Consider the following 20613-nt stretch of genomic DNA (forward strand, 5'->3'; position numbering starts at 1 on the left):
CCTAGCCGCGCATCCGCAACCGGCGTCCGCTAACGTATCAGCATGATTACCGAGGAGCCCTCCGCCGCCCGCCCGCTCGTCTACGCCCACCGGGGCGCCAGCGCAGCTTTCGCCGAGCACACCCGCGCGGCGTACCTGCAGGCCATCGCCGACGGCGCCGACGGCGTGGAATGCGACATCCACCTCACCCGCGACCAGCACCCCGTCCTGCTCCACGACGCCAATCTTGACCGCACCTCGGACGGGACCGGCCCGGTTGCGGAGCGGACCCTGGCGGAGCTGCGGCAGCTGGACTTTAGCTCGTGGAAAGGCGCCCGCATTCCCGAGGAATACGGTGCCCTCTCCGAGCAGTTCCTGACGCTCCCGGAGCTGCTGGACATCCTGCGCGGGGCCGGCCGCGAGATCGGGCTGGCGATCGAACTCAAGCACCCCAGCCCGTACCAGCTCAAGCTCGAGGATCGGGTCCTGGCCGTGCTCGAGGCCGAGGGCTGGGACCGGGCCACCTCAATGCTGGACAACATCCGGGTCTCCTTCATGAGCTTCAGCCCCGACTCGGTAAAGCACCTGCTCCAGTCCGTGCCGGCCGCCGCCATCTGCCAGCTCGTGGACGACGTGAACGTGGAGGAAATCCGGGAGGAACTGGGCCTCGGCGCGCTCACCGGCGGTGCTCTCGCCAACGTCATGAAGGCCGCCCAGACCGAGGGCGAGCGGATTCTGGACGACTGCGAGGTGGGCCTGGCCGGACCCGGCATCTCCTACGTCCGCGGGCACGCCCGCGCCGTCCGGCGCTGGCTCGATTCGGGCCGCCGGTTCCGGGTCTGGACGGTGGACTCGGCGGACGACGTCGAACTCTGCCGGGAACTGGGCATCCAGGAGATCACCACCAACCGCCCCGCGGAGGTCCGCGCCCAGCTGCTTGCTTCGCTGTAGGGGCCTTGCGCCCACGGCGTATACTGGAGTTACAGTCCTTCGCGTCGAGCACCCGCTCCCAGGGAGCGCGTCTGGCCGTGGCCCCGTCCCCGGTTTTCTGGGACAGCAATAAAGGACACCAGATGTCGACTAATCCGTCGTCAATTCCGGAACATAACACCGCCCGAGATCACGCCGGCGTTGGGCCTTGGCGTCTTAGCCGGGCACGTCTCAGGAGCGTTGAAACTGTCGGCCGCCGGGACACGGTGCCGGAGATCCGGCGGCAGGCGATGGCCATCATCGAAGAGTTGATGGCTGCTACCGATGCCGGGACAGCGCATGAACGGGAGCAGCTGAGGGCCTTCGTAGAAGCCCATCCCGGGCAGCCGGAAGTCGCGCTCGCCCAGCACCTGCTGACCGTCCGGCCCCTGCTCGACCGGCTGAGCGCCGGGGAAGAGTCGGACCGCACGTCCTGACGGCGGCGCCCTGCCGCCCCGGTCCCAGGCGGTCCCGGCTAGGCGGCCAGATCCCGGCGCCGCCAGCCGAGGTAGCCCAGCGCTGCGAGCCCGGCAGCAGCGGCGGCCAGGGCCACCAGCGCCGGCACCGCCTCGGCACCCACCGGCAGCAGCGGTGAATGCCGGAACGGGGAGAGGTCCATCAGCCATTCCGGGGCATTCCACAGCACGCCGAACTCCCCCAGCGCCACGAAGGCAAGAAGCACTCCCCAGACCGCACCCGCCATCCGGGGCACCCAGCCAAAGACCGCCAGTGCCACCCCGGCCAGCACCCACGCCGCGGGGATCTGCGCGAGCGAGGCGACGGTGGACCGACCCACCAGACCCGGGTCCTGCATCGTCGCGGCAGCGCCGGCGCCGATCGACACCCCGGCCAGCGCCATCAGCACCGCCATCCCGGCCAGCGCGAAGGCAAAGTGGCTGCTGGCCCAGCGGATGCGCGTGGTGGCGGTCCCCAGCAGGGCTTCGGTGTGGCCCGTCGCTTCCTCGCCGCGCAGGTGATTCACTGCCGACACACCGTACGCCGCGGCGAGCAGGCCCATGATGCTGATCTCAGCGGCCAGGAAGGCGTCCTGCAGCGCTGAGGCGCCCCCGATCTGCTTGATCAGGTCCTGGGCGTTGGGGGAACTCAGCATCTGCTCAACGTTGCCGACCAAGGACCCGATTACGATCCCGAAGACGACAAACGCCACGGCCCACGCCAGCCACACCCGGTGCTGCAAGCGCACCGCCAGGGCCCAGACCCCCGTGACCGAACCCACCGCGGGACCCGGCCGCTCGTCGCGCAGCCCGGCGCCCAGATCCCGGCGGGACCGGAGGCCAAACGCGGCCGGGATCAGGAGGACACAAAGTGCCAGCGGCAGCGCCAGCACCCACCAGTGGTCCCCGGCGAACGCCCGGATCTGTTGGTTCCAGCCGATGGGCGAGAGCCAGGACAGCACCGAGGGCCCCGGTTCGGCCAGGTCCCCGACGGCTCGCAGCCCGTAGGTGACCGCGATGACGCCGACGCTCAGCCCGGTGGCGGCGCGGGCGCTCGCGGTCAGCTGCGCCGCGACGCCAGCCACGGCACTGAACGCCATCCCGGTGGCGGCCCAGCCGAGGCCGAAGGCCAGCGAACCGGCACCCGGGAGCCCGCCGGCGGCCAGCGCGCCGGCCGAGAGGAGCCCCACGCCCAGGCTCGCGCCGAAGCCGATGCTGAGGGCGGCCGCCAGCGCCGCGTCGCGTCCCAGCCGGCCGCCGCCGAGCAGCTCCAGGCGTCCGCTTTCCTCATCGGCCCGGGTGTGCCGGATGATGAGGATGACCATCAAGACCGCGAGGATGGCGGTCATAAACGCGGTGTATTTGATCAGCGACAGGGCCCCGAGGGAGGCCGGGTCGTAGATGCGCCCGAACATCGCCACCATCGCGGCGGTGGCATTCAGGGCGTTGGCGGCTTCAATGCGGCTGCCGACGTCCGGGTAGAGGTCCGCGCCGGCCAGCGCCGTCGAATAGGCCACGACGGCGAAGCCGAGCACCCACACCGGCAGCAGCCACCGGTCCCGCCGCAGCCCCAGCCGGAGGAGGATCCCGGTGCCGGCCAGGGTCTCAGGCATGGCCGGCCTCAGCCGCAACGGAGCCCCCGGCGCCGTCGCCGGAGCCGCCGTTCCCCGATCCATAGTGCCGCAGGAACAGGTCCTCCAGCGTCGGCGGCTGGCTGGTGAGCGAGCGCAGCCCGGCCGAGGTCAGGGCCTGCAGGAAGGGGCCCAGCGCCGACGGATCCACCTGGGCGCTGACCCGGTGGTTGGCGACCACCACATCGTGCACTCCAGGCAGCAGCTCCAGCCCGTCCGGCACGGCGCCGACGTCGGCTGTGACGGACGTGCGGGTCAGGTGCCGCAGCTGCTCCAGCGGGCCGGTCTCCACCACCCGGCCGGCCCTGATGATGCTGACCCGGTCCGAGAGCGCTTCGGCTTCGCTGAGGATGTGGCTGCTGAGCAGCACCGTGCGCCCCTGCGCCCGCAGGTCCCGGACGCAGCCGCGGAAGGTGTCCTCCATCAGCGGATCCAGCCCGCTGGTGGGCTCGTCCAGCAGGAACAACTCGGCGTCGGTGGCCAGGGCGGCGACCAGGGCCACCTTCTGCCGGTTGCCTTTGGAATAGGTGCGGGCCTTTTTGGTGGGATCCAGCTCGAATCGCTCCAGCAGCCGGTCCCGCCGTGCCCGGTCCTGGCCGCCCTGCAGCCTGCCGAGCAGTTCGATCACCTCGCCGCCGGTCAGGTTGGGCCACAAGGACACGTCGCCGGGTACGTACGCCAGCCGGCGGTGCAGCGTCGCGACGTCGCGCCAGGGATCGAGTCCAAGCACCCGGATGGATCCGGCATTGGCCCGCAGCATGCCCAGCAGCAACCGCAGTGTGGTGGACTTGCCGGACCCGTTGGGGCCCAGGAAGCCGTGCACCTCGCCGGCGGCCACCTCGAAGTCCAGGCCGTTGAGGGCGGTCACGGCCCCGAACCGCTTCACGACGCCGGTCATCTCCACGACACTGCTCATAGTCACCACGGTACTCCCGGGCGGCCCTGGCGGACCCCCTGCGGAAAGTCCTGTTTTCGCAGGCCGCACCGCAGGTTACGGCTCCGGTTACCGGCCGCTCCGCCGCTGTGGTTGCATGGTTCCATGCCTTTTCGCTGGTCCCCCCGGGCAACCCAGACGCTCTCCGCGGCCGCCCTGGCCGGACTGCTGCTGGCCAGCGCGGCAAAACACTTCCGCGACCCCGGCTTTTTCGCCCCGGTGGTCCCGGACTACCTGTGCCGCGATGACTCCGGCAGCCGGCCCAACGGGCCCCTCGCCGTGCTGTCCCGCGAGGAATGGATCGCGGCGAGCGGCCTGCTGGAGGCCGGCGCCGCCGTCGGACTGCTGATCCCGCAGACCCGCCGCGCGGCCGCCGGCGGCGTCACCGTCCTGTTCACCGCCTTCCTCGCCGGGCACCTGCACGCGCTCCGCAAGGCCTACGGGCCCGCCGGCACACCGGTTCAGCGGCGCGTCCACAGCCTGCGCCTGCCGCTGCAGGCCCCGCTGATCGTGTGGGCGTGGAGCCTGTCCCGGCCCGCCCCGAAGCGCCTGCGGTGAGGCTGGCACAATCCCCGGCCGTCCGGGTGGGGCTCTCCATCAGCATTGCCACCGGCCTCTACGGCGTGTCCTTCGGGGCACTGTCGGTGACCTCCGGGCTCGACTTCTGGCAGACCATGGCGCTGAGCCTGCTGCTCTTCAGCGGCGGCTCGCAGTTCGCCTTTATCGGCGTCGTGGCTGGCGGCGGCTCCGGGATCGCGGCGATGAGCGCAGCCACCCTGTTGGGCATGCGCAACGGCATCTACGGCATGCAGCTCAACGCGCTGCTCCAGCCACGGGGCTGGCGCCGGTTCGCCGCGGCGCACGTGACCATCGACGAATCGACGGCCACCAGCACCGGCCAGACCGACCCGGCGGAGCAGCGCCGGGGCTTCTGGACGGCCGGGATCGGCATCTTTGTGCTGTGGAACCTCTTCACCGCCGTGGGGGCGCTGGCCGGGTCCGCCCTCGGCGACCCGAAGCAGTGGGGGCTCGACGGCGCGGCGGTGGCGGCGTTTCTTGGTCTGTGTTGGCCGCGGCTCAAGGGCCGCGAACCGGTCGCGATCGCCGTCGTCTGCGCCCTGGCCACGGTCCTGGCTGTGCCCTTGGTGCCCGCCGGGGTGCCGATCCTGGTCGCCGCGGCCGTGGCGGCGGTGGTGGGATGGTTCAGCCATGGGCGCACGGATGAGGGCCTGGAACCGGATGTGGACCCCTATGCGGACCAGCACCGCGGCCATGAAAGCCGCCGGAGCCCGGGGGAGGGATCATGACGCTCTGGCTGTGGCTGCTGCTCTCCTGCGGACTGGCCTACGCCTGGAAGCTGGTGGGCTACCTCGTTCCGGCCAGCATGCTGCGCAATCCCCGGATGTCCCGGATTGCCGGGACCATGACCATCGGGCTGCTGGCGTCGCTGACGGTCCTGAACACGGTGGCGTCCGGGCAGTCCCTGGCGCTGGACGCCCGGCTCGGCGCCCTCGCCGCGGCGGCCGTTGCGCTGTGGTTCCGGGCGCCGTTCCTGGTGGTGGTCCTGGCCGGGGCGGGCGCGGCGGCCGGGCTGCGGCTGCTCGGCTGGAACTAATGCGCGGCGGGCCGTTCAACGGTCTTTAGCCCTTAGCGCGCCGGGACGTCCGATGGGAGTATTGAAAGATGACCCACAATGATGCTCCGAACAGCGCTGCGCCCGATCCGGCGGCCCCTGACGCGGCGACGCCGGACTCGACGCCGGACTCGACTCCGGACGCCGCCAAGGCGCACCACTCCAAGCCGCACGAACACTTCGTTTCCCCCGGCACCGAATCCACCCGGGAGCTGCGCGAGATGGCCCGGCGTCGCCGCGAGTCCGAAGAGAAACTGCAGCAGCATCTGCAGGAGGCGGCCCAGCACGTTCATGAGGCCAAGGAAAAGCCGGCAGAAGAACAAGGCGGCAGCTGACCGGTTCAGCCCCAGCCGTTGCGGGCGGCCAGACCGGCCGCCCGCCAGGCGTCAGGCGTCGCCGTCGACCTTAACCACAATCTTGCCGCGCGTGTGCCCACCCATATTGAGCCGGAAGGCATCGGCGGCCCGCGCCAGCGGGAAGGTGTCCGCCACTTCCACCCGAAGCCCGCGCTCGTCGACCAGGTTGGCGAGCTCCTGCAGGTCGGCCCCCACCGGATTGACCCACATCCAGGTGCCGCCGTGCTCCTCGACCTCGCTGTCCGCAATGGAGGCGTGCCGGCCGCCGGGGGCCAGCACCGCCAGCGTGGCGTCCAGGTTCCCGCCCACGAAGTCCGCCACGACGTCGACGCCTTCGGGGCGGAGGGCGCGAACCCGGTCCGCGAGGCCTTCCCCGTAGCTGACCGGCTCGGCCCCGAGGGAGCGCAGGAAAGCGTGGTTCTTCTCCGAGGCGGTCGCGATCACCCGGGCGCCGAGGGCGGTCGCAATCTGGATGCCCAGGGATCCGACGCCGCCGGCGCCGCCGTGGATGAGCACCGTCTCGCCGGCCGCGAGGCCAAGGCGGGTGAGGACCTGGTAGGCCGTCAGGCCCGCCAGCGGAAGGCCGGCGGCTTCGTTCCAGCCCAGGGACGCGGGCTTGCGCGCCACGAGCCGTTCCGGCAGGGCGATGTACTCGGCGAAGCTGCCGCCGTGGACGTAGTCTTTGCGGCCGTAGGAGATGACCTCATCGCCGGGCTTGAAGTGCGGAGCGTCGATGCCCACCGACTCGACGACGCCGGCCACGTCCCACCCGGGGATCGCCGGGAACTCCAGATCCATGGCTGCATCCAGGTAGCCGGCCATGATCTTCCAGTCCACCGGGTTCACCGACGCCGCCTTGACCTTGACCAGGACCATGCCCGGCCCGACCTTCGGCAGGGGCTGCTCCGTCAACTCGAGGACGTCCGGGCTGCCGTACTCGCTGTAGGTGATTGCCTTCATGCAAGCGTCAACGGCTGCTTCGCGGGCGCTATTCCGCAGGGCGTCCGAGCGTGGGCCAGCTCACCGGGCGGCGCCGAGGCTCGCCAGCTTCAGGATCAGCCCCAGCCCCTCGGGGGTGCCGGGCCAGTGCCGCGCCACGGCCTCCTCGCCCGCCCGGGCAACCACGGAGCGCAACACCAGGGCGACGATGACGACGTCGTCGGCATAGCCGATCACCGGCAGGAAGTCGGGGACGAGGTCGATCGGGGAGAGCAGGTAGGCCAGCAGGAGGGCCAGCCGGATTCGCACCCCCGCCGCGACGGTGCGGTCGGCGATCAGCCGCCGGATCAGCCGGAGCAGATCCGGCAGCAGCCGCAGGGCATCTTTCATGGTGACCGTCCCGGGGTGGCGCCGGGCGTAGCCCCACAGCAGCACCAGCAGGGCGGCGTAGACCAGCAACAGGCCGCCGATCACGCCGGCCACGGTTTCCCATGTCATGGGATCAACGGTACGTGGTCCCGGAGGTTTTGCCGTAGCCGACGCCGAACGCGGTGCCGTACACGGTTCCCGGCAGCAGCGACTGGGGTGGAAGCGGCCGGTCGGGCCGTTCGTCTCGGATGGCGTCTTCGAGCAGGGCCACCGGGCGGCGCCAGGCGTCCGAGCCGGCTTCCATGGTGTCCACCACGCCGATCAGCATGGCCAGCAGCCGGATCATGTCGGTCATGGAGATGTCGCTGCGCAGCGTGCCTTGGCCCTGGCCGCGGCCCAACAGCACGGCCATCGACTCAATCAGGTCCCCGGTGATGCCGGTGAGCACACCGCGGCGGCCGGCCACCGCGCCGAGGAGGTTGGCTTCGTCGCTGGCGACCCCCATCAGGGCGTCGACCACCCGGAATAGACCCTCCGCGGCGTCCTTGCCGGCGAGGGCCTCTTCGATGACCGGGTTGACCCGCAGTTTCAGCTGCTGGTGCAGGGCCGCGAGGACGAGTTCCTCTTTGTCGGCGAAGTTCCGGAACAGCGTGGCGGGCCCCACCCCGGCGGTGACGGCGATGGTCTGCAGGGGGACCTCGGGGCCGTGTTCACGGAAGCACTGGCGGGCCGCGGCAATGATCTTGTTGACGTTGCGCGCGGCGTCCGCACGGAGCGGCCTGCGGTCTACTCCCCGGTTCATTTGCTCAGGGTAGCAACGCGGAGGTGGAGGAAACCTGTTACCGGCCGGTACGCCCCTTTGTGACGTGTCGGACCGCGGATCCGGCCCCGAACTGGCCTCGCCCGGCGTGGCAGACTGGAGCCATGTTGCTTGCATTTTCTGTCGCCCCTTCCGGCCGGCCCGCGGGTGCTCCGTCCGGCTCCGACGCCGACGACGCCTCGGTCCACGACGCCGTCGCCGAGGCCGTGCGGATCGTCCGGGAATCAGGGCTGCCGAACCGGACGGACTCCATGTTCACCACGATCGAGGGGGAGTGGGATGAGGTGTTCGACGTCGTGAAGCGTGCCACCGAGGCCGTGGGCCGCTTCGGCAGCCGCGTCTCCCTGGTCATCAAGGCCGACATCCGCCCCGGCTACACCGGCGAACTGACCGGCAAGCTGGACCGGCTGGAGAAGGCGCTGGGCGAGTAGCCCGGCGTCGGAGTTTGCTCCGGACCGCGGTGTGGTCCCCTGCAATGCCTGGGCCGGCCGGGCCCTTCTCCTCTAGAGCCCTTCATGCCACCTGCCTAGCGTCGGAGTACGAAGACGGGAGACCGTCCATATGGAGGGAGTTTAGAACCGTGGCCACACTGACACGCAGCATCACGATCGACGCCCCGGTCGACACAGTGTTCGACTTCGCGTTGGACATCAGGCACCTGTGGAAAATGAAGGACGTCGAGGTGACGGATGTCGACATCAAGCCTGAAGGTGTCGGCACTTCGGCCCGTCTGAACACGCATCTCCTGGGCTTCCGCCTGGCGGGCGGTGTCGAGTATACCGAGGTCGTCCCGGGTCAGCGTATCGTCGCGCAGGTCCACTTCTTTGCGGAGAAGCCGACCTGGAGGTTCACGTTCGAACCCGCCGGAGGCGGCACCAAGGTGGTCGCAGAGGCCGAGTGGGACGTGAAGGTCCCGCTCGTGGGGGAGCCCATCGAGAGAATGATGGTGAAGGAACACGAGCCCTACGTGGAGGCGATGCTCGCCGAGCTCAAGGCACAAGTGGAGGCCAAGACCTCCGCTTGATGCCGCGTGGCCGGCGGGGCGTCTGAGGGCCGCGAACCGCCCGCTCACCTGCACCGGGGGCAGCTGGTACGCCTTCGCCGATTTACCCACCGGAGAACTTCTGCCCGGCCAGACCATCAGCCTCGCCCTGGACAAGCCCATCAACCAGTAAGGGCTCCACGCGTCGTCCCTGCCAGTCACGAGTTTCCGACGGTCCTCCCGGTTGCGCCGGGCCCCGGCCCTACCGCCAAACGGGGCCAACTGGAAGACTGGGCGCATGATCGAGCATCAGCCCACGTCCCGCTGGATCGCCGTCGAGGAGTACCTCTCCGGCGTCGTGGTCCAGCCCGATCAATCGCTGCGGCACGCGGTGGAAGCCGCCCTAGAGGCGGGAATGCCGCCCATCGAGGTCGCCCCGAACGCCGGCAAGTTGCTGAAGCTGCTGGTCCGGCTTTCCGGCGCCCGACGGGTCCTGGAGATCGGCACCTTGGCCGGGTTTAGCACCATCTGGATGGCCCAAGGCCTGCCCGACGGCGGCCGGCTCGTCACCTGCGAATACCTGCCCCGGCACGCGGAGGTGGCCCGCGCGAACCTCGACCGGGCCGGCCTCGGCCACCTCGTGGACATCCGGGTGGGCGCCGCCCTGGACACGCTGCGCGAACTGGAAACCGAGGACGCCGAACCCTTCGACTTCGTGTTCATCGACGCGGACAAGGAAAACAACCCGCAATACCTGGACTGGGCCATCAGGCTGGGCCGGCCCGGCACCACGGTGGTGATGGACAACGTGGTCTGGGAGGGGGCGGTCCTGGAGCCCGCCTTGGACCCCGTCAATGCCCCGGGGATCGTCGCGGCGCTGCAGATGATGGGGGAGGACCCGCGGCTGGACGCCACCGTGATCCAGACGGTCGGGTCGAAGGGCTGGGACGGCTTCGCGCTCGCCCTCGTGCGTTAGACAGGCGGCAGCACGGCGGCAGGAAAATGCTAAGTATGCTTAGATTTATCCGACGGCGGCTCCGGCCCACAGCCGTTGGCACGGACAGCACCAGGCGCACTTCGCAAAGGACACAGGCCACCGAATGAACGCGACCCAGGACGCCCGCCCTCCCCACGCCGTGCGGATCAGCTCCTCCCCGGAAGATCTTGCCGGGCTCGGGCCGCTGCTGGGAGCCGCCGAGGCCGGCGTCGGGGATGTCCCGGCCCTGCTGGCCGTTGCCAAAGATCTGGGGGAGGCCGCCCCCAAGCCCGGTTCCGGCCGGACCGCCTTCCTCTGGGAAATCCTCGCCTCGGTCACCGCCGTCGATGTCGCCGCCGGCCGGATCCTGGAGCCGCACCTCGACGCCGCCGCCATCCTCGCCCAGGCCGCGGCGGGGGCGGAGGCTGCAAACAGCGTCCCGTTCGACGGGACATGGGGGGTCTTCGCCGCCGAGGCGCCCGGGCTGACGCTGGACGCCAAGGAGACCGGCGGCGCCGTCGTCCTCCAAGGGTCCAAGCCATGGTGTTCCATCGCCGCGCAGCTCGACCACGCCGTGCTGACCGCCCACGTGGGCGGCGGCCGCGCCGCCTTCGCCGTCGACCTGCACGCCGCCGGGGTCAGCTTCGCGGACCCGCTCTGGAAAAGCCGGGGTCTGCGCGAAATCCCCAGCGGCACCGTGCACTTCGACGCCGTCCCGGCCGTGCCGCTCGGCGGCACCGGTTGGTACTACCGGCGCCCCGGCTTCGCCTGGGGCGGCATGGGGGTCGCCGCCTGCTGGCTCGGCGGCGCCGTCGCCGTGGCCCGCAGCTACACGGACGCGCTCAAGACGGCGGCCGACGGCGGCCGCGACCCGGACCAGCTGGCCCTCGCGCACCTCGGCGAAATCGACCGCACGCTCTCCGGCCTCCTGCACTACCTCGCCCGGACCGCAGCCCGGATCGACGCCGGGGAACTCTCCGGACCCGGCGCATGGAGTGAGGCGCTGCGCGTCCGCGGCAGCGTGGCCGCCGCCGTCGACCGCATCCAGGCGCTGGTGGGCCAAAACCTCGGGCCCGGCCCGCTGGCTTTCGACGAGCCTTACGCCAAACGCATGGCCGACCTCTCGCTCTACGTCCGCCAGCACCACGCCATGCGCGACGACGCCCAACTCGGGGCCCTGACCTTCAAGGGGGACCATCCATGGTGAGCTTTACGCACCACGACGCCGGGACGCCTGAGGCCGAATGGGCCTGCAGCGGCGTCGCAGCCCTGCCGGAACTGCCGCTGGACGCAACGGAGCTGGCCGCCACGGCGTTTATTGTCCTGGCCGCCCACCCCGACGACGAATCGCTCGGCGCCGGCGGTCTGCTGGCCCGGCTGCACGGGCTCGGCGCGGAGGTCCGGGTGCTGCTGTGCACGGCGGGGGAGGCCTCGCACCCCGAATCGCCCAGTATCACCCCGGATCAGCTGTCGGCCCTGCGGCTGCGCGAGTTCGCCGGTGCGCTGGGCCAGCTTGTCCCGACCGCCGAGTGGCGGGACCTCGGGCTCCCTGACGGGGAGCTTGCCGGGCACCGGGTGCAGATCCTGGCCGCCATCGGCGACGCCGCGGCCGCCACCGGACGGCCGGCGGAGCGGATCGTCCTCGTGGCGCCGTACCGGCACGACGGCCACACCGACCACGACGCGCTGGGCGCCGCCGCCGCCGAGGCAGCCGCCGCGGCCGGCTACGGGCTGCTGGAATACCCGGTCTGGTACTGGCTCTGGGCGAGCCCGGGGGATCCGGCCTGGCAGCCGTGGCTGCGGATCCCGCTGTCGCCGGCCGAGGAACAGGCCAAGGCGCAGGCCATGGCCGCGCACACCTCCCAGGTCCGGGCACTCTCGGACCGGCCGGGGGACGAAGTGCTGCTCCCGCCGGCGTTCCTGGAGCATTTCTCGCGGCCCTGGGAAACCTTCGCCTGGCAGGCGCCCGCTCCGCCCGCGGGCACCCGCGCCGGTTACGCCGCGGCGGACGCCGAAGGGCTCTTCGACGCCGTCCACGCCCGGGACGAGGACCCCTGGGATTACACCACCAGCTGGTACGAGCACCGCAAGCGCGCGCTGACGCTCGCCGCGCTGCCCGCCCGGAGTTTCACCGCCGGACTGGAGATCGGCTGCTCGATCGGCACCCTGAGCGTGGACCTAGCGGAACGCTGTGAGAGCTTCCTGGCGGTCGATGCCAGCAGCGCCGCCTTGGCGCACGCCACCCGGCGGCTCGCGCACCTGCCCGCCGCGAGGACCCGCCACCTCACCGTCCCGCAGGACTGGCCGGAGGGGGCGTTTGACCTGATCGTGGTCTCCGAGGTGGGCTACTACCTCGCGCCGGAGGAGCTGGCAGCCCTGTTCGACCGCGTGGAAGCCGCCCTGCTGCCCGGCGGCACCCTAGCGCTATGCCACTGGCGGCACCCGGTCGACGGCTGGGAACTCGACGGCGACACCGTCCACGCCGCAGCCCGCCGGCAGCTTCGCTGGCCGGACGCCGGCCTCTACCGGGAGCGCGACTTCGTGCTGGAAATCCTCCGCGCCCCGGAGCGGCTGCCGTGAGCGGAGCGGCCGGCACGGCCATGACCCCGCAACGGCGCCCCGGCATCGACGCCGTCGCCGTGGTCATGCCCGCCCACAACGAGGACCAGCACCTCGGGCAGGCGCTGCGGGCGGTGCAGTGCGCCGCCGACGAGCTGCAGCGGCAGCGGCCCGGGGTAGCAGTCAGCGTGACCGTCGTCCTGGACAGCTGCACCGACCGCTCCGCCGCGATTACGGCCGGGTACGTCGACGCCGACCCGCGCTTCAGCGCCCTCGAGGTCCGGCTGCGCAGCGCCGGCGCCAGCCGGGCGGCGGGCGTCCGCAGCGCCGTGCTCGGCGGCCGGCGGGCACCGGGCCAGCGCTCCCGGCCGGCGCCCTGGCCGGGCCGGACCTGGCTGGCCAACACCGACGCCGATTCGCAGGTCCCGGTGAACTGGCTGGTCCGGCAGCTCGAGTTCGCGGAGGCCGGAGCAGACGCGGTGCTGGGCTCGGTGGAACCGGACCCCGTGGGCATGGACCCGGAACTGCTGCGCCGCTGGCTGGAGCGCCACCCCTTCGAGGAAAACCACCCGCACATCTACGGCGCCAACTTCGGCGTCCGGGCCTCCGCCTACCTGGCCGCAGGCGGCTTCTCCACACAGGAGTCGCACGAGGACCGCACCCTCGTCCAGGGCCTGCGCAGCCTCGCTTTCACCGTCCTCGCCACGGACAGCGTGCGCGTGCTGACCTCCGGGCGGACCCAGGCGCGGGCGCCGCAGGGCTTCGGTGCGTACCTGCGCGCGCTGGGGCGGCAGCGGCCGCCGGCCGCCACCGGCAACTGACGCAGACGGTTGAACGACGGCGCCGGTGACCTTTGGCCCTAACCGGCCCCGACGCCCGGGGGCATCCTCGGAAGCATGAGCTACGCGCCCGGGATCTCCGGGCTCAGCTCCGCGGAGGCCGCCCGGCGGCTGCAACGGGCCGGGCCCAACCGGCTGCCCCAGGTCCGCGGGGTCCCCGGCTGGCGGCGCCTGCTCGCGGAGCTGACCCACTTCTTCGCCGTGATGCTCTGGGTGGCTGCCGTCCTCGCTTTCGTCGCCGGGATGCCGCAACTGGGTGTCGCCATCATCGTGGTGATCATCGTCAACGGGGTGTTCGCCTACATCCAGCAGGAACGCGCCCAGCACGCCGCCGCCAAACTGCGCGAACTGCTTCCGGCCATGGTCTCGGTGCGCCGCGACAACCGCGTCGTTAAGGTGCACACCACCGAACTGGTGCCCGGCGACGCCGTCGTGCTGGTGGCAGGGGACCGGGTGCCGGCGGACCTGAATCTGGCCCTCGCCGCCGGCTGCACGGTGGATGAATCGATGCTCACCGGCGAAAGCGAAGCGGTGACTAAAGCCGCCGGCGACACCGTGTTCGGCGGGACCTTCCTGGTCATCGGCACGGCCGAAGGCGTGGTGGCCAGCACCGGAGGCCAGACCCGGCTCGCCGAGATTGCCGCGCTCACCGGCAAGGTCGCGGCGCCGCCGAGCCCCCTGGCCCTGGAGCTGCAGCGGATTGTCCGGATCGTCGCCGCCGTGGCCCTGGGCATCGGCGCCTTGTTCTTTCTGCTCTCGCTGCTGGTCGGCATCTCTTGGCGGGATGCGTTCCTCTTCGCGATCGGCGTGGCCGTGGCGCTGGTGCCCGAGGGCCTGCTGCCCACCGTCACCCTCTCGCTGGCGATCGGTGCCCAGCGGATGGCCTCCCGCAACGCCCTGGTGCGGAATCTGCAGGCCGTGGAGACGCTCGGCTCCACCACTTTCATCTGCACGGACAAGACCGGAACCCTGACGCAGAACCGGATGAACGCCGTCGAGGTCTGGACGCCCGCCGGGCTGCTCGGCATCAGCGGGCAAGGCTACGGGCCGGAAGCGGACGTCACCGGCGACGGCGGCGCCCGGCCAGGGGCCGACGCGTACCAGGCGGGGCAACTGCTCAGCGCCGCCGCGCGCGCCGCCTCGGTGGGCCGGGCCGTGCCGCACGAGGGACAGTGGATCGCCGAGGGCGATCCGATGGAAGCCGCCATAGATGCGCTCGCCGCCCGGCTGGCCGGACCGGACGGCCGGGCGGGGGAGCGGACGCCGTCGCACCGCTTCGCCTTCGACCCCCGGCGGCTGCGGGAGTCCGCGGTCGTCGGCACCACGCTCTTCGTCAAGGGCGCCCCGGAGTCCGTGATCCCCCTCTGCAGCGGCCATGGCGGCGATGACGGCACCCGGGCCGCCCTGGGGATGGTGGACCAGATGGCCTCGCGCGGGCTCAGGGTCCTCGCGGTCGCGCAGCGGAGCCTGCCGGGCCCGCCGGGCGCCCACAGCAAGCCCGACGAGCTGGAGACCGGGCTGACGCTGCTGGGCCTGATCGGCCTGCACGACCCGCCCCGCGCCGAGGTCCGGCTCTCGCTCCAGGCGGCTCGCGAAGCCGGCATCAAGGTGGGCATGGTCACCGGCGACCACGCCTTCACGGCCGCCGCCATTGCCCGCGAAACCGGACTGATCGGATCCCCGGAGTTGGTGCTGGAGGGCCACACGCTGCCGGAGGACGACGAGGTCCTGGCCGCGCTGCTGGACCGCGACGGCGTCGTGGTCAGCCGGGTCTCGCCCGAACAAAAGCTCCGGGTGGCCAGGCTGCTGCAGCACCGCGGCCACGTGGTGGCCATGACCGGCGACGGCGTCAACGACGGACCTGCCCTGCAGCAGGCGGATATCGGCGTCGCCATGGGCCGTAGCGGCACGGACGTGGCCCGCGAGGCGGCGGACCTGGTGCTGCTGGATGACGACTTCGCCACGATCATCGCGGCGGTGGAGCAGGGCCGCGCCACCTACGCGAACATCCGCCGCTTCCTGACCTACCACCTCACGGACAACGTCGCCGAGCTGACACCGTTTGTGTTCTGGGCCCTGTCCGGCGGGCGGTTCCCGCTGGCGCTGAGCGTGCTGCAGATCCTCGCCCTGGACATCGGCACCGACCTGCTGCCGGCGCTGGCCCTGGGCAGCGAGGCGCCCAGCAAAGGGGCCCTGAAGCGGCCGCCGGAACGCCGGCACCTGATGGACCGGGCCCTGATGTTCCGGGTGTTCGGGCTGCTGGGTCCGGTGGAGGCCCTGATGGAAATGATCGCCTACACCGCGGTGCTTTTCGGCGCCGGCTGGAGCCCGGGAGCCGAACTGCCGCCGTCGGACGCGCTGCTGGCCGCCTCGGGCGCCGCGTTCACCACCGTGGTCCTGGGCCAGCTCGCCAACGCCTTCGCGTGCCGCAGCGCCACTTCCCCGCCCTGGCGGCTGGGCTGGTTCACCAACCGGCTGCTGTTTTGGGCCGTGCTGGCGGAGCTGGGACTGCTGGCGGTCTTCCTGTTCCTCGGCCCGCTCGCGGCCCTGCTGGGCCACGCCCCGCCGACTCCCGGCGGCCTGGCCGTGGCGCTCGCCGCGATCCCCGCCGTCCTGCTCGCCGACTGGCTTTACAAGGCGGCCCGGCACCGCAGGACAGGCACCGCACCGGCTAGGCGCCGCCGCCTAAGCGCCGGCTCAAAGGTCCAAAGCCTCTGACCCCGCCCCGCGCCGGGAAGCAGGATCGGACCATTGGCGGACCAACACCCGAGGAGCGCCGGCATGCCCGAACATGTGCTGTGGTTTGAAGAAATCGGCATGGGCGACGTCCCCCAGGTGGGCGGGAAAAACGCCTCGCTGGGCGAACTCATCCAGTCCCTCAAGGCCCGGGGCGTGCGGGTCCCCGACGGGTTCGCCACCACCGCCGCGGCTTACCGGACCTTCATCGCGGCGAACGGGATCGAACCGGCCATGCGCTCGCGGATCCTGGCCTACCGCGCCGGCGACGCCACGCTGCGCGAAACCGGCGAAGCCATCCGCGAACTCTTCCTGGCCAGCGAGTTCCCGGCGGACATCGCCGAATCCATCCGCTCGCATTACCGGGACCTGGGCCGGCGCGCCGGGCGCGAGCGGCTCTCCGTCGCGGTCCGCAGCAGCGCCACAGCCGAGGATTTGCCTGACGCCAGCTTCGCGGGCCAGCAGGAGACCTTCCTCAACGTCGCCGGGGACCGGGAACTCATGGACGCCTGCCGGCGCTGCTACGCCTCGCTGTTCACCGACCGGGCCATCAGCTACCGCGAGGTCAAGGGCTTCGACCACCTCGACGTCGCACTCTCGATCGGGGTGCAGCGGATGGTCCGCTCCGACGTCGGCGCCTCCGGGGTGATGTTTTCCATCGACACGGACTCCGGCTTCCCGCGCGCGGCCGTGATCAGCGCCGCCTGGGGCCTGGGGGAGACCGTGGTCCAGGGCAGCATCAACCCGGACAAGTACCTCGTATTTAAGCCGCTGCTCGACGAAGCCGCCGCGGCGGAAGGACCGGCCGCGGGGATCAGCCCGATCATCGAGAAGACCCTCGGCTCCAAGGCGCAGAAGATGGTCTACAGCCGCGGCGGCCACGCCCGCACCCGGACGGTGGACACCTCCGACGCCGAACGCCGCGCCTTCGTCCTGGCCGACGCCGAGATCCTCACCCTGGCCCGCTGGGCCGTGACCGTCGAGGAGCACTACGGCCGACCGATGGACATGGAATGGGCCCGCGACGGCGAAACCGGCGAACTCTTTATGGTCCAGGCCCGGCCCGAGACCGTGCAGTCACTAAAAACCGGCTCCCGCTTCACCCTGCACCACCTGCTGGAAACCGGGACCGTCCTCGCGACCGGGGCCGCGATCGGCGACTCCATCGCGCAGGGGACGGCCTGCGTGATCCGGAGCGCCGCGGACATCGAAAAGTTCCGCGACGGCGCCATCCTCGTCACCGAAATGACCGACCCGGACTGGGTCCCCATCATGAAACGCGCGGCCGGGATCGTCACGGACCACGGCGGCCCCACCAGCCACGCGGCGATCGTGAGCCGGGAACTGGGAGTCCCCGCCGTCGTCGGGACCGGAAACGCCACCGGGGTGCTGGCCGAGGGCCTGGCGGTGACCCTGTCCTGCGCCGAAGGCGATACGGGCCGCGTCTACGCCGGCACGCTCGCGTTCGAAACCGAGGAGGTGGACCTGGGCGAATTGCCGGCGACGCGCACCAAGGTGATGGTCAACATCGCCAGCCCCGCGGCGGCCTTCCAGTGGTGGCGGCTGCCCGCGGACGGCGTCGGGCTGGCCCGGATGGAGTTCATCATCAGCGCCCTGATCCGGGTCCATCCGATGGCCCTGGTCCATCCGGAACGGGTCACGGACCCCCAGGAGGCCGCGCAGATCCGCGACCTGACGCGCGGCTTCGCCGACCCGCGCGACTACTTTGTGGACACCCTGGCGCTCGGCATCGCGAAGATCGCCGCGCCCTACCACCCGAACCCGGTGATTGTGCGGCTCAGCGACTTCAAGACCAACGAGTACGCGCACCTGGTGGGTGGTTCAGCCTTCGAGGAGGCCGAGGAAAACCCCATGCTCGGTTTCCGCGGCGCCTCGCGCTACTACGACGAGCGGTACCGGGACGGCTTCGCGCTCGAGTGCCGGGCCCTGAAACGGGTCCGGGAACGGATCGGCTTTGGCAACATCATCGTGATGGTCCCGTTCTGCCGGACGCCGCAGGAAGCGGACAAGGTGCTGGCCGTGATGGCGGAGAACGGCCTGGTCCGCGGCGAGCACGGCCTGCAGGTCTACATGATGTGCGAGATCCCCTCCAACGTGGTCCTGGCCGAGCGGTTCGCCACCCGCTTCGACGGGTTCTCGATCGGTTCCAACGATCTCACCCAGCTGGTCCTGGGTGTGGACCGCGACTCCGCGCAGCTGGCCGCGCTGTTCGACGAGCGCGACGAGGCGGTCATGGCCATGATCAGCGAGGCGATCCGCAAGGCGCACGCCGCCGGGATCAAGATCGGGATCTGCGGGCAGGGCCCCAGCAACCACCCGGAGTTCGCGGCCTTCCTGGTCAGCGAGGGCATCGATTCGATCTCGCTGAACCCGGACAGCTACCTCAGGACCGTCCCGCGGATCGCGGAAGCCGAGAAGCTGGCGTCCGGGAGCTAGGCCCGCCCGCGGCGCTGCCCTTGGGCTGCCCGGGACTGAGCGCGCGCAGCGCGTTCAGGATGGTGGCGAGGTCCACCACTTCCTGGGACAGGGCGCCAGCGATCGCCGGGACGTAGCCGGCGGCGGCCGCCACCATCAGCACCACGCTCAACGCGATACCGATCCAGATGCTCTGCAGCGCTACTTTCACGGTCCGCTGGCCGATCCGCACGGCCGAGGCCACCTTGGACAGGTCGTCCAGGATAATTACGACGTCGGCGGACTCGCCGGCCGCCGTCGAACCCCGCGCGCCCATCGCGATCCCGACGTCGGCGACGGCCAGGACCGGGGCGTCGTTAACGCCGTCGCCCACCATCATCACCGGGCGCAGCGGCAGCGACCGCACGGCCTCTACCTTGTCCGGCGGCAGGCATTCGGCCCGGACGTCCGTGAGTCCGGCGGCCTCCGCGATGTGTTCGGCGGTGGCCAGGGCGTCGCCGGTCAGCATGACGGTCTCGGAGACCCCCAGGTCAAGGAGCTCGGCCAGGGTGCGGCGTGCCTCGGCGCGGAGCGGGTCGCTCATCACGAGGCAGCCGGCGAATTTGCCATCCACCCCCACGTAGATGCCCAGCTGCCCGGACACCAGCTCCGTCTCCACCACCCCCTCCGCGGATTCGGCCACAAAGTTCGGCTTGCCCACCACCACGTCCCGCCCGTCCAGCCGGGCGCGGACGCCGTGCGTGGCGTATTCGGTCGCCTCGGAAGCGCGTTCGAAGGCCAGCACGCGGGAGCGGGCGGCGTCCATCACGGAGGCCGCAAGCACGTGGGAGGAGTACTGCTCGGCGGAGGCGGCCAGCCGCAGTACCTCGTCCTCGGGCAGGGCCCCGGTGGTCCGGACTTCCACCAGGGCCGGCCTGCCATAGGTGAGCGTCCCGGTCTTGTCGAACGCGGCGGTGCGGATCCGGCCGAGGAGCTCCAGCACCCCGGCGTACTTGACGATGATGCCGCCGCGCGCGGCCCGACTCATGCCGCCCAGGAACGCCACCGGGGCGGCGATCAGGAGCGGGCAGGGGGTGGCGACCACCAGGACCTCGGCGAAGCGGGCCGGGCTGCCGCTGATGATCCAGCCGACGGCGCCCAGCAGGTAGGCGAAGGCGGTGAACGGGACGGCGTAGCGGTCCGCCAGCCGCACCATGGGCGCTTTGCTCTCGGCCGCCTCCTTCACCAGGGCGATGATCCGGCTGTACTGCGAATCCTCCATCAGCGCCGTGACCCGCATCCGGATGGCGGCCTCGCCGTTCAGCGACCCGCTCATCAGGGGCTCGCCGGCGACCCGTTCCACCGGCAGGCTTTCCCCGGTGAGCGAGGACTCGTCGAACGTCCCGGCCCCGGAGAGCAGCACGCCGTCCAGCGGGACCACTTCGCCGGGCCGGACCAGCAGGATGTCGCCGACCGCGACGTCGGTGGCCGCCACGTCCTCATGATGGCCGTCGGTGTTGGTATCGGCCGGGTTGGTTCCGGCGGTTTTCGTGGCGTTGGTGCCGTTGGTGCCGTTGGGCTCCGCCGCGCCGGCGGTGCGTTCCCGGTGCGCGGTCTGCGGGACGCGCTCCAGCAGGGACGTCAGTTCCTTTTTGGCCCGGCCCGCGGCGTAGTCCTCGAGGGCGGTGCCTCCGGCCATCATGAGCACGATGATCATGGAAGCGACGAATTCGCCCACCAGCACTGTGCTGACGATGGCGGTGACGGCGAGGATGTCGATGCCCCACTGGCCCCCGATCACGCGGCGGACCATGCCAACGGCGAGGTAGGCGGCGACGGCGAGGGCATAGATGCTCGCGGCGATCCTCGCGATGCCGTTCTGGCCCGACACCAGCAGCAATATCACCGCCAGGAGAACGGCAACCGTGCCCGCAACCAGCGGATACCGGAGCACAATTTTCACGGTCAACCCGCCTCGTTCTTCGCTCAGGATCCCTCGCCTGCGCCTACCTGCATCCTAC

19 protein-coding genes and 1 pseudogene are annotated in these 20613 nt (G+C 71.2%); 14 read left to right on the forward strand and 6 right to left on the reverse strand.

What is annotated here, in order from left to right; genetic code table 11:
- The first annotated feature begins 42 nt into the window (after nt 1-42).
- Nucleotides 43-930: a glycerophosphodiester phosphodiesterase gene (locus ABLI39_RS09560; protein ID WP_349413185.1), complete on the forward strand. Its 888-nt coding sequence runs from the start codon at nt 43-45 to the stop codon at nt 928-930.
- Between the two features lie 290 nt (nt 931-1220).
- Nucleotides 1221-1385, forward strand: coding sequence for a hypothetical protein (locus ABLI39_RS09565; protein WP_349413186.1), 165 nt, complete (start codon nt 1221-1223; stop codon nt 1383-1385).
- 38 nt (nt 1386-1423) lie between these two features.
- On the opposite strand, the gene ABLI39_RS09570 is transcribed toward ABLI39_RS09565, so the two are convergent.
- On the reverse strand, nt 1424-3016 hold the full coding sequence (locus ABLI39_RS09570) for an ABC transporter permease (protein ID WP_349413187.1): 1593 nt from the start codon (nt 3014-3016) through the stop codon (nt 1424-1426).
- Nucleotides 3009-3950 (reverse strand): ABC transporter ATP-binding protein, encoded by a 942-nt coding sequence (locus ABLI39_RS09575; protein WP_349413188.1) that lies wholly within the window; start codon nt 3948-3950, stop codon nt 3009-3011. The genes ABLI39_RS09570 and ABLI39_RS09575 overlap by 8 nt, the downstream gene beginning before the upstream one ends.
- Nucleotides 3951-4073: 123 nt before the next feature.
- Between ABLI39_RS09575 and ABLI39_RS09580 the strand changes: the two genes are divergently transcribed.
- The 4 genes from ABLI39_RS09580 (at nt 4074) to ABLI39_RS09595 (ending at nt 5936) form a co-directional block, all read left to right on the forward strand.
- A complete protein-coding gene (locus ABLI39_RS09580) occupies nt 4074-4526 on the forward strand; it encodes a DoxX family protein (RefSeq protein WP_349413189.1) in 453 nt (150 codons plus the stop codon).
- Nucleotides 4523-5275 carry an AzlC family ABC transporter permease gene (locus ABLI39_RS09585; protein WP_349413190.1) on the forward strand — a complete coding sequence of 251 codons (753 nt, stop codon included), beginning with the start codon at nt 4523-4525 and terminating at the stop codon, nt 5273-5275. The genes ABLI39_RS09580 and ABLI39_RS09585 overlap by 4 nt, the downstream gene beginning before the upstream one ends.
- The gene (locus tag ABLI39_RS09590; protein ID WP_349413191.1) at nt 5272-5583 is read left to right on the forward strand and encodes an AzlD domain-containing protein; all 312 of its coding nucleotides are present in this window, start codon (nt 5272-5274) and stop codon (nt 5581-5583) included. The genes ABLI39_RS09585 and ABLI39_RS09590 overlap by 4 nt, the downstream gene beginning before the upstream one ends.
- A 68-nt stretch (nt 5584-5651) precedes the next feature.
- The gene (locus ABLI39_RS09595; RefSeq protein ID WP_349413192.1) at nt 5652-5936 is read left to right on the forward strand and encodes a hypothetical protein; all 285 of its coding nucleotides are present in this window, start codon (nt 5652-5654) and stop codon (nt 5934-5936) included.
- 51 nt (nt 5937-5987) lie between these two features.
- Here the strand turns inward: ABLI39_RS09595 and ABLI39_RS09600 are convergent, their stop codons facing one another.
- The 3 genes and pseudogenes from ABLI39_RS09600 to ABLI39_RS09610 form a co-directional block, all read right to left on the reverse strand.
- The gene (locus ABLI39_RS09600) at nt 5988-6917 is read right to left on the reverse strand and encodes an NADP-dependent oxidoreductase (protein ID WP_349413193.1); all 930 of its coding nucleotides are present in this window, start codon (nt 6915-6917) and stop codon (nt 5988-5990) included.
- Nucleotides 6918-7093: 176 nt separating this feature from the next.
- Nucleotides 7094-7175 (reverse strand): annotated as a pseudogene (locus ABLI39_RS17440) (YkvA family protein); the annotation flags it as partial.
- A gap of 223 nt (nt 7176-7398) precedes the next feature.
- Nucleotides 7399-8067: a TetR/AcrR family transcriptional regulator gene (locus tag ABLI39_RS09610; RefSeq protein WP_349413195.1), complete on the reverse strand. Its 669-nt coding sequence runs from the start codon at nt 8065-8067 to the stop codon at nt 7399-7401.
- Nucleotides 8068-8189: 122 nt separating this feature from the next.
- Between ABLI39_RS09610 and ABLI39_RS09615 the strand changes: the two genes are divergently transcribed.
- From ABLI39_RS09615 to ppsA, 8 genes are all read left to right on the forward strand, one after another.
- Nucleotides 8190-8516: a thiamine-binding protein gene (locus ABLI39_RS09615; RefSeq protein WP_349413196.1), complete on the forward strand. Its 327-nt coding sequence runs from the start codon at nt 8190-8192 to the stop codon at nt 8514-8516.
- Nucleotides 8517-8665: 149 nt separating this feature from the next.
- Nucleotides 8666-9109 (forward strand): SRPBCC family protein, encoded by a 444-nt coding sequence (locus tag ABLI39_RS09620; RefSeq protein WP_349413197.1) that lies wholly within the window; start codon nt 8666-8668, stop codon nt 9107-9109.
- Nucleotides 9110-9365: 256 nt separating this feature from the next.
- Nucleotides 9366-10043 carry an O-methyltransferase gene (locus ABLI39_RS09625; protein ID WP_349413198.1) on the forward strand — a complete coding sequence of 226 codons (678 nt, stop codon included), beginning with the start codon at nt 9366-9368 and terminating at the stop codon, nt 10041-10043.
- A 124-nt stretch (nt 10044-10167) separates the two neighbouring features.
- Nucleotides 10168-11250, forward strand: a complete 1083-nt coding sequence (locus ABLI39_RS09630; RefSeq protein ID WP_349413199.1) for an acyl-CoA dehydrogenase family protein — start codon at nt 10168-10170, stop codon at nt 11248-11250.
- Nucleotides 11244-12623 (forward strand): PIG-L family deacetylase, encoded by a 1380-nt coding sequence (locus ABLI39_RS09635; protein WP_349413200.1) that lies wholly within the window; start codon nt 11244-11246, stop codon nt 12621-12623. Before ABLI39_RS09630 ends, ABLI39_RS09635 begins: the two co-directional genes overlap by 7 nt.
- Nucleotides 12620-13423 carry a glycosyltransferase family 2 protein gene (locus ABLI39_RS09640; protein ID WP_349413201.1) on the forward strand — a complete coding sequence of 268 codons (804 nt, stop codon included), beginning with the start codon at nt 12620-12622 and terminating at the stop codon, nt 13421-13423. The genes ABLI39_RS09635 and ABLI39_RS09640 overlap by 4 nt, the downstream gene beginning before the upstream one ends.
- A 75-nt stretch (nt 13424-13498) precedes the next feature.
- The gene (locus tag ABLI39_RS09645; protein ID WP_349413202.1) at nt 13499-16159 is read left to right on the forward strand and encodes a cation-translocating P-type ATPase; all 2661 of its coding nucleotides are present in this window, start codon (nt 13499-13501) and stop codon (nt 16157-16159) included.
- A 63-nt stretch (nt 16160-16222) separates the two neighbouring features.
- Nucleotides 16223-18634 (forward strand): phosphoenolpyruvate synthase, encoded by a 2412-nt coding sequence (ppsA, locus tag ABLI39_RS09650; RefSeq protein WP_349413203.1) that lies wholly within the window; start codon nt 16223-16225, stop codon nt 18632-18634.
- Here the strand turns inward: ppsA and ABLI39_RS09655 are convergent.
- On the reverse strand, nt 18582-20555 hold the full coding sequence (locus tag ABLI39_RS09655) for a heavy metal translocating P-type ATPase (protein WP_349413204.1): 1974 nt from the start codon (nt 20553-20555) through the stop codon (nt 18582-18584). The two genes, ppsA and ABLI39_RS09655, sit on opposite strands and share 53 nt — an antisense overlap.
- Nucleotides 20556-20613 lie beyond the last annotated feature (58 nt).

The sequence above is a fragment of the Pseudarthrobacter sp. B907 genome, assembly GCF_040137805.1.
GTDB lineage: Bacteria > Actinomycetota > Actinomycetes > Actinomycetales > Micrococcaceae > Arthrobacter.

What these genes read in the sequence shown, in the direction of transcription:
- ABLI39_RS09645 (WP_349413202.1), top strand. Translation starts at nt 13,499, where the DNA reads ATGAGCTACGCGCCCGGGATCTCCGGGCTCAGCTCCGCGGAGGCCGCC.
- ABLI39_RS09575 (WP_349413188.1), bottom strand. Translation starts at nt 3,950, where the DNA reads ATGAGCAGTGTCGTGGAGATGACCGGCGTCGTGAAGCGGTTCGGGGCC.
- ABLI39_RS09595 (WP_349413192.1), top strand. Translation starts at nt 5,652, where the DNA reads ATGACCCACAATGATGCTCCGAACAGCGCTGCGCCCGATCCGGCGGCC.
- ABLI39_RS09615 (WP_349413196.1), top strand. Translation starts at nt 8,190, where the DNA reads ATGTTGCTTGCATTTTCTGTCGCCCCTTCCGGCCGGCCCGCGGGTGCT.
- ABLI39_RS09565 (WP_349413186.1), top strand. Translation starts at nt 1,221, where the DNA reads ATGGCTGCTACCGATGCCGGGACAGCGCATGAACGGGAGCAGCTGAGG.
- ABLI39_RS09580 (WP_349413189.1), top strand. Translation starts at nt 4,074, where the DNA reads ATGCCTTTTCGCTGGTCCCCCCGGGCAACCCAGACGCTCTCCGCGGCC.
- ABLI39_RS09600 (WP_349413193.1), bottom strand. Translation starts at nt 6,917, where the DNA reads ATGAAGGCAATCACCTACAGCGAGTACGGCAGCCCGGACGTCCTCGAG.
- ABLI39_RS09625 (WP_349413198.1), top strand. Translation starts at nt 9,366, where the DNA reads ATGATCGAGCATCAGCCCACGTCCCGCTGGATCGCCGTCGAGGAGTAC.
- ppsA (WP_349413203.1), top strand. Translation starts at nt 16,223, where the DNA reads ATGCCCGAACATGTGCTGTGGTTTGAAGAAATCGGCATGGGCGACGTC.
- ABLI39_RS09610 (WP_349413195.1), bottom strand. Translation starts at nt 8,067, where the DNA reads ATGAACCGGGGAGTAGACCGCAGGCCGCTCCGTGCGGACGCCGCGCGC.
- ABLI39_RS09590 (WP_349413191.1), top strand. Translation starts at nt 5,272, where the DNA reads ATGACGCTCTGGCTGTGGCTGCTGCTCTCCTGCGGACTGGCCTACGCC.
- ABLI39_RS09635 (WP_349413200.1), top strand. Translation starts at nt 11,244, where the DNA reads ATGGTGAGCTTTACGCACCACGACGCCGGGACGCCTGAGGCCGAATGG.
- ABLI39_RS09570 (WP_349413187.1), bottom strand. Translation starts at nt 3,016, where the DNA reads ATGCCTGAGACCCTGGCCGGCACCGGGATCCTCCTCCGGCTGGGGCTG.
- ABLI39_RS09560 (WP_349413185.1), top strand. Translation starts at nt 43, where the DNA reads ATGATTACCGAGGAGCCCTCCGCCGCCCGCCCGCTCGTCTACGCCCAC.
- ABLI39_RS09630 (WP_349413199.1), top strand. Translation starts at nt 10,168, where the DNA reads ATGAACGCGACCCAGGACGCCCGCCCTCCCCACGCCGTGCGGATCAGC.